Here is a 6,194-nt window from a genome sequence, read left to right as displayed (position 1 = left end):
TTCGGCGTGCGCGGGCTCGGCGTCCAGGCCGAAGTTGCGGGCGGCCTCGGCGCCGGCGGTGGTGACGATGTTCCAGCCGGCCCGGCCGCCGCTGAGGATGTCCAGCGAGGCGAACTTGCGGGCCAGGTTGTAGGGGGAGTTGTAGGAGGTGGAGGCGGTGGCGATCAGGCCGATGTGCTCGGTGGCCGTCGCCAGCGCGGTCAGCAGTGTCAGCGGCTCCAGCGCGCCGGCCGGCCGCTGGGCGAGGTTGCTCCACAGCTGCGGCCCGTCGGCCAGGAACAGCGAGTCGAAGGTGCCGCGCTCGGCGATCCGGGCGAGGTTCACGATGGGGGTGCCCCCTGCTCGTTGAGAGCTTGGGGGAGCGCGAGGTCGACGTGCGCGTACGGGTCGCTCTCCGGCAGCCGCCACGACGCCTCGTGGTGGCCGGTGTTCATCAGGAACGCGTTCAGGTGCAACTGGCGGGTCATGCGAGATCCTCCGTGACGCCCAGCGCGGCCAGCAGCCGCTCCCGGTACTCGCCGAGCAGCGGGTCCCGGTAGGAGCGCGGGTGCGGGCGGTCGATGGTCAGGTCGAGGCCGATACGGCCGTTCTCGAGGACGAGGACCCGGTCGGCGAGCACGATCGCCTCGTCCACGTCGTGGGTGACGAGCAGCACGGACGGCCGGTGGCGCTTCCACAGCTCCCGCAGCAGGCCGTGCATCCTGATCCGGGTGAGCGCGTCGAGGGCGCCGAACGGCTCGTCGGCAAGGAGCAGCTCCGGCTCGCGGACCAGGGAGCGGGCGAGCGCGGCGCGCTGTGCCTCGCCGCCGGACAGCTCGCTCGGCCAGGCCCGCTCACGGCCCGCGAGGCCCACCTCGGCGAGGGCGGCCCGGCCGCGTTCGGCGGCCTCCTTGCCTTCGGCGCCGAGCAGCACGTTGTCCAGCACCCGGCGCCACGGCAGCAGCCGCGAGTCCTGGAAGACCACCGACACCCGCTCGGGGGCGGTCAGTTCGCCGCCACCCTCGACCTCGTGGTCCAGGCCCGCCACGGCCCGCAGCAGCGTGCTCTTGCCGGAGCCGCTGTGCCCGAGCAGGGCGGTGAACTGGCCGGCCGGGAGCTCCAGGTCGACGCCGTCGAGGACGGTGCGCCCGTCGAACGACCGGGTCAGGCCCGCGAGGCGGACGGCGGGGGCGGTCAGCTGTTCAGTGTGCGGCGCCACGACAGCACCCTCCGTTCGACGAGACGGACCGCGCTGTCGGAGACCAGGCCGAAGACGCCGTAGATCAGCAGGCCGACGAGGATGACGTCGCTCTGGCCGTAGTTGGTCGCCTGGAACATCATGTAGCCGAGTCCGCTGGTGGCGTTGATCTGCTCCAGCACCACCAGGCCCAGCCAGGACCCGGTCACCCCGAGCCGCAGGCCGACGAAGAAGCCGGGCAGCGCGCCGGGGACGACGATCCGGCGGACGAAGGCGAGCCTGGACAGGCCCTGCACCTCGGCCAGTTCGACGAACCGGCTGTCGATGCCGGACAGCGCGGCGTGCGTGTTCAGATAGACCGGGATGTAGACGACGATCGCGATGATCGCGATCTTGAAGGTCTCGCCGATGCCCAGCCAGAGGATGAACAGCGGGATCAGACCGAGGGTGGGGATCGCCCGGTTGAGCTGGACCGTCCCGTCGATCAGCGCCTCGCCGACCCGGCTGAGCCCGGAGGCGAGCGCGAGCACCACACCGGCGGTCAGACCGATGGCGAAGCCGTAGGCGGCCCGGCGCAGCGAGGTCGCCACATCGGTGGCCAGCGTGCCCTCGGTCCACAGGTGTCCCGCGGTCCGCAGCACCGTCCAGGGCGCGGGGATCGCGCCGGGGTCGAGCCGCCCGGCGGCGGAGGCGGCGGCCCACAGGGCCAGCACCGCGAGCGGTCCGATCAGCCCGGCGGCGGGCAGGCGCTTGCCGGGGGACAGGCTCCGGCGGGTCCGCCGCCGTACGCCCGGGGCGCCGGCCGCCGGGGGCGGGGCGGCGGCCGCGCTCGTGGTCGTGGTGGTCGTCGTGGACACGGTGCTCACCTCCGGTACTGGGCCGCCACGACCCGGGCCGCGATGGACTCGAAACGCCGGTCGAAGAGCGCGTCGACCTCGAACCGCTTCACGAAGCCGCCCTCGGCGAGCAGGTCGGCGGTCTCCTGCTCCCACTTGATCGCCTCGTCCCAGCGGGGCGGGAACAACGGCTTGTTGGCGAGGCGGGTGATCGCCTCGGCCTGCGCGAGGCTCAGGTTCTGTGTCTTGACGTAGAACTCCCGGTTCCAGGCGTCCGGGTGCTCCCACTGCCACACCAGGCCCTGGGCCCACTGCGGGATGTACGCGGCGACCGCGGCCGCCTTCGCCCGGTCGGCGAGCACGGAGACCGGTGCCCACAGCAGGTTGAGCAGATCGACCACGTCGGTGGGGATGGTGCGGGCCCCCTTCGGGCCGTACTGCTTGAGATAGGCCGGGGCCTGGCTGTTGCCGAGCGGGGCCACGTCCACCTGGCCGGACCGCAGCGCGGTGAGGAACTGGTTGCTGGTCAGCGGGACCAACTCGACCTGGTCGTAGGTCAGTCCCGCCTCCTTCAGCGCGCGCAGCAGCACGACGCCCTGGGCCTGTCCCTGCGAGAACGCGAGCTTCCTCCCCTTGAAGCCGGCCACCGTGCGGATGTCGCTGCCGGGCCGGGTGGCGAAGAGGTAGTTCGGCTTGCGGGTCAGGTTGATCGCGACGATCTTCGCGTCGTAACCCTGGTAGTGCGCCTGGATCGGCGGGATGCCCGCGTTGTTGGCGAGGTCCAGGGACCTGGCGCGGAAGGCGTTGATGACATCGGGGCCGGCGCCGACGTTCAGCCAGTTCGACACGGTGAACGGCAGCTTCGGCAGTCCCGCCAGCCTGAACTGCAGTTGCTGCACGTTCTGGTAGGACGCGATCTTCAGGCTCGTGCCGGCCGGGACCTTCCCGGCGAGCGGCGCGGACAGGTCGGCGGCGGACGACCTGGACGCGGCGGCGCTCGATCCGGCGCATCCGCCGAGCCCGGCCGTCGCGGCGGCCACCCCGATCAGCGAGGTGAGGAAAAGACGCCGGTCGTAACCGGACGTGGGCGCGGAGGGCATGGGAGTACTCCCTGGGTTCACAAAGCGGTCACAAAACGGGAAGGCATACGGAATTCCGCACCCGGCGCGGGCGGTGATCGGGAAATGGAATTCGCGCAGAAAAGACAGAACCGGAGGTCGAAGGCGCTCCGGGGCGCGTCAACGTGTCAGCGACAAAGGGTGCGACAGCTCGTGAGCGGGCTCATGGACACGATATTCCAGGCCTCGCGCAACCCCTGTCAACATTCGAAGTTTCTGAATTAATTAACTTCGTGTGAAACGGCCAGCGGATCCCGGTACAGCGTGTCCAGCGCCACCGCACCGCCCGCCACGGCGAGCACCGAGTCCCCGAAACCGGTCGGCACCACGTCCGTCGCGCGCCGCGCCCCCGCCTCGTCCCGGAGCGCCGCCAGACAGTCCTCCCGGCGCATCGCGCCGACCTCGGTGACGATCACCGTCTCGGGGTTGAGCACGTCCAGCAGCAGCCCCACCGCACGGCCGGTCATCCGGGACCGCTCCACCAGCAGCCGTACCGCCCTCAGGTCCCCGGCCGCCGCGGCGGCCACCAGCCGCATCGGATCGCCCCCGTCGGCGATCCCCGCCTCGCGCCCCCGCCGGCACAGCGTCCGCTCGCTCAACTCCGCCTGGAGGCAGCCGGTGCGCCCGCACTCGCACGGCTCGGTGCCGCCCCTGAGCGGCAGATGCGCGATCGCGCCCGCCTGGGACCGCGGCCCGTGGTGCACCTCGTCGTTGGTGGCGAAGGCCGCGTCGACCACATTGCCGGCGAACAGGTGCAGCACGCTGCGGCTGCCCCGCGCCCGCCCGAACAGGCGCTCGGCGTTGACCAGCGCCCGCGCGTGACCGTCCACCCGCACGGGCAGCCCGGTGCGCGCCCCGAGCACGTCCCGCACCGGCACGTCCCGCCAGCCGAGCAACGGATGCCGTACGACCGTCCCCGTGTCCCGGTCCACCCAGCCGCCCGCCGCGAACCCGATCCCGAGCACACCGCGGCCCGCCGCCCGCGCCCCGGCCACCAGCGCACCGATCCCTTCGGCGGCCCCGGCCAGCACACGCGCGGGCTCCACCCCGCCGGTGTGCTTCAGCCGCCGTCCCGCCACCACCCGGCCGCGCAGGTCCAGCAGCGCCACCGTGGTGCACGGCACCGCCACGTGCACCCCGCCCACCAGGAGCCGCCCGTCGTCCACGTCGACCGGCACATGCGGCCGGCCCACCCTGTTGGAGCGCCGGGGCGCGTCCGACTCCCTTATCAGGCCGAGTCCGGCGAGCCGGGCACAGTGGTCCGTCACGGAGGCCGGGGACAGCCCGGTGAGACGGGCGATGGTGCTGCGCGCCACCGGCCCGTGCTCCAGCACGGAGCGCAGCACGACACTGGAACTGGTCCGGCGCCGGTCGCGGTCGGCGGCGCGGGGAACGGGGGACGTCAACGTGGCTGCCGCGGTACGGGACATGGGGAACTCCCTGGGGAACGGGTCCGACACTGCGCTGGCTGCGGGTGCGCGCGTGCCGGAGCCCGCCGCTACCCGCGGCGGCGACATGTGGCCGTGCCCTGGCGTCGCAGGTCGACGTAGCGACGCGACGAGAAGAACCGGGACTGGGCGACCATGCGCCCGAAGCTAGCAAAAGCGCCCACCGCTGCCCAGACGGCGACCGACCGGCGAGACGGCGGCCGCGGCGGCGGGCCCCGGCCGCCCGGCCGTTTGGTGGGAACCCACAGTCGCCGCACGCCGGCCGACGTGGCGGAAACCGCCCCACCTCAGTGACCGGCATCACGTCGTCAGGGGTGTACGCCCCCCGCTTTGTGCGAAGTTGACCAAGCGTCCGTTCCACCCTTTGTCGAGCGCTGACGGTGATCGGCGCGAGCGGGCTGGGATAGCGTCGCGATGTCCCGAACTGCCCTCACCCCGCGGAGTCCCCATGAGCACCGCTGCCGCCGCCCCCGCCCGCACCGGGTCGGTCCTCGCCGACCTGCTGCCGTCCACCAGGATCTCCGACCGGGTCAGGGACGTCGCGCTCGTGGCCGGCGGCGCCGCGCTCACCGGGCTCGCCGCCCAGATCTCCGTGCCCGTGCCCGGCTCCCCGGTGCCGGTGACCGGCCAGACCTTCGCCGCCCTCCTCGTCGGCACCTCGCTCGGCGCCGGCCGCGGCTTCCTCGCCCTCGCGCTGTACGCGCTCGCCGGCACCGCGGGCGTGCCGTGGTTCGCCGGCGGCGCCTCCGGCGCGGGTGCCCCCTCCTTCGGCTACATCCTCGGCATGCTGCTCGCCTCCACCCTCGTGGGCGCGCTGGCCCGCCGCGGCGCCGACCGGAGCGTGTGGCGCACGGCGGCCACCATGGTGCTGGGCGAGGCGGTCATCTACGCGGTCGGCGTGCCCTACCTCGCCCTGGCCACCGGTATGTCCGCCTCCGCCGCCGTCGCGGCCGGCCTCACCCCGTTCCTGATCGGCGACGCGCTGAAGGCCGCCCTCGCGATGGGCGCGCTGCCCACCGCCTGGAAGCTCGCGGGCCGGCGCTGACGCGCCTCTGACCAAGCGTCAGGGCGGCCGGGGTGAGCTGATCACCCCGGCCGCCCTTCCGCATACCCGGCCTCGCGGCCTCGCGGCCGGTCAGGTCCGGTGGGGGCGTGGTCGTCGGGCGGACCACCACAGGCCCGCCGCGCCCGCGGCCACCAGCGCCGCGCCGCCCGCGCCCAGCGGCAGCAGGTCACGGCCCGCGCCCGTCTTCGGCAACTGGTCGCCGCCCGGCGCCACCGGCTTGTTGTCGGTGCCCAGCAGCAGCGGCGTGACCGGGGCGTTGGGCGACGGATTCACCGTGCCGAACGGCACCGGACCCTGCTGCCAGTAGGTCTTCTTCCCGTCGGCGGTCTGCACCGGCAGGCAGATCCTCCCCTCCTTGCCGAGGTCGTACGACGCCTCGACCACGTACGACTTCGACTTCCCGGCGGCCAGCGGGCCGGTCCCGCAGCTGAACCCGCTGTTCGAACCGGGCGGCAGGTCCTTTTCCGCAATCGCCGAGCAGCCCGCCACATTCGTGATCCTCAACCCGTCGAAACCGACGACCAGAAGTTTGAGGTCACCGCTGTCCTT

General features: G+C 73.1%; 5 protein-coding genes and 2 pseudogenes. 1 reads left to right on the top strand and 6 read right to left on the bottom strand.

The genetic code is table 11. The annotated features are described in order from the left end of the window. From IE249_RS37455 to IE249_RS16165, 5 genes and pseudogenes are all read right to left on the bottom strand, one after another. Positions 1–467: pseudogene (locus IE249_RS37455) on the bottom strand (LLM class flavin-dependent oxidoreductase); the annotation flags it as partial. Continuing rightward, positions 464–1,198, bottom strand: coding sequence for an ABC transporter ATP-binding protein (locus tag IE249_RS16180; protein ID WP_189705533.1), 735 nt, complete (start codon positions 1,196–1,198; stop codon positions 464–466). The gene IE249_RS16180 and the pseudogene IE249_RS37455, both read right to left, overlap by 4 nt. Beyond that, complete coding sequence (locus IE249_RS16175) at positions 1,174–2,034, bottom strand: ABC transporter permease (RefSeq protein ID WP_373304395.1); 861 nt, start codon at positions 2,032–2,034, stop codon at positions 1,174–1,176. Before IE249_RS16175 ends, IE249_RS16180 begins: the two co-directional genes overlap by 25 nt. A 5-nt stretch (positions 2,035–2,039) precedes the next feature. After that, positions 2,040–3,113 (bottom strand): ABC transporter substrate-binding protein, encoded by a 1,074-nt coding sequence (locus IE249_RS16170; protein WP_189705531.1) that lies wholly within the window; start codon positions 3,111–3,113, stop codon positions 2,040–2,042. Between the two features lie 239 nt (positions 3,114–3,352). After that, a complete protein-coding gene (locus tag IE249_RS16165) occupies positions 3,353–4,561 on the bottom strand; it encodes an ROK family transcriptional regulator (RefSeq protein WP_189705530.1) in 1,209 nt (402 codons plus the stop codon). 466 nt (positions 4,562–5,027) lie between these two features. On the opposite strand from IE249_RS16165, the gene IE249_RS16160 reads away from it, so the two are divergent. Then, positions 5,028–5,624, top strand: a complete 597-nt coding sequence (locus IE249_RS16160) for a biotin transporter BioY (RefSeq protein ID WP_189705529.1) — start codon at positions 5,028–5,030, stop codon at positions 5,622–5,624. 90 nt (positions 5,625–5,714) lie between these two features. Here the strand turns inward: IE249_RS16160 and IE249_RS37450 are convergent. Beyond that, positions 5,715–6,194: pseudogene (locus IE249_RS37450) on the bottom strand (hypothetical protein); the annotation flags it as partial.

The sequence above is a fragment of the Streptomyces anandii JCM 4720 genome (genome assembly GCF_014650655.1).
Classification (GTDB): domain Bacteria; phylum Actinomycetota; class Actinomycetes; order Streptomycetales; family Streptomycetaceae; genus Streptomyces; species Streptomyces anandii.
This window is presented reverse-complemented; position numbering and strand designations above follow the sequence as displayed.

Coding starts and splice junctions, on each gene's coding strand:
- IE249_RS16170 (WP_189705531.1), bottom strand. CDS start 3,113: ATGCCCTCCGCGCCCACGTCCGGTTACGACCGGCGTCTTTTCCTCACC.
- IE249_RS16165 (WP_189705530.1), bottom strand. CDS start 4,561: ATGTCCCGTACCGCGGCAGCCACGTTGACGTCCCCCGTTCCCCGCGCC.
- IE249_RS16160 (WP_189705529.1), top strand. CDS start 5,028: ATGAGCACCGCTGCCGCCGCCCCCGCCCGCACCGGGTCGGTCCTCGCC.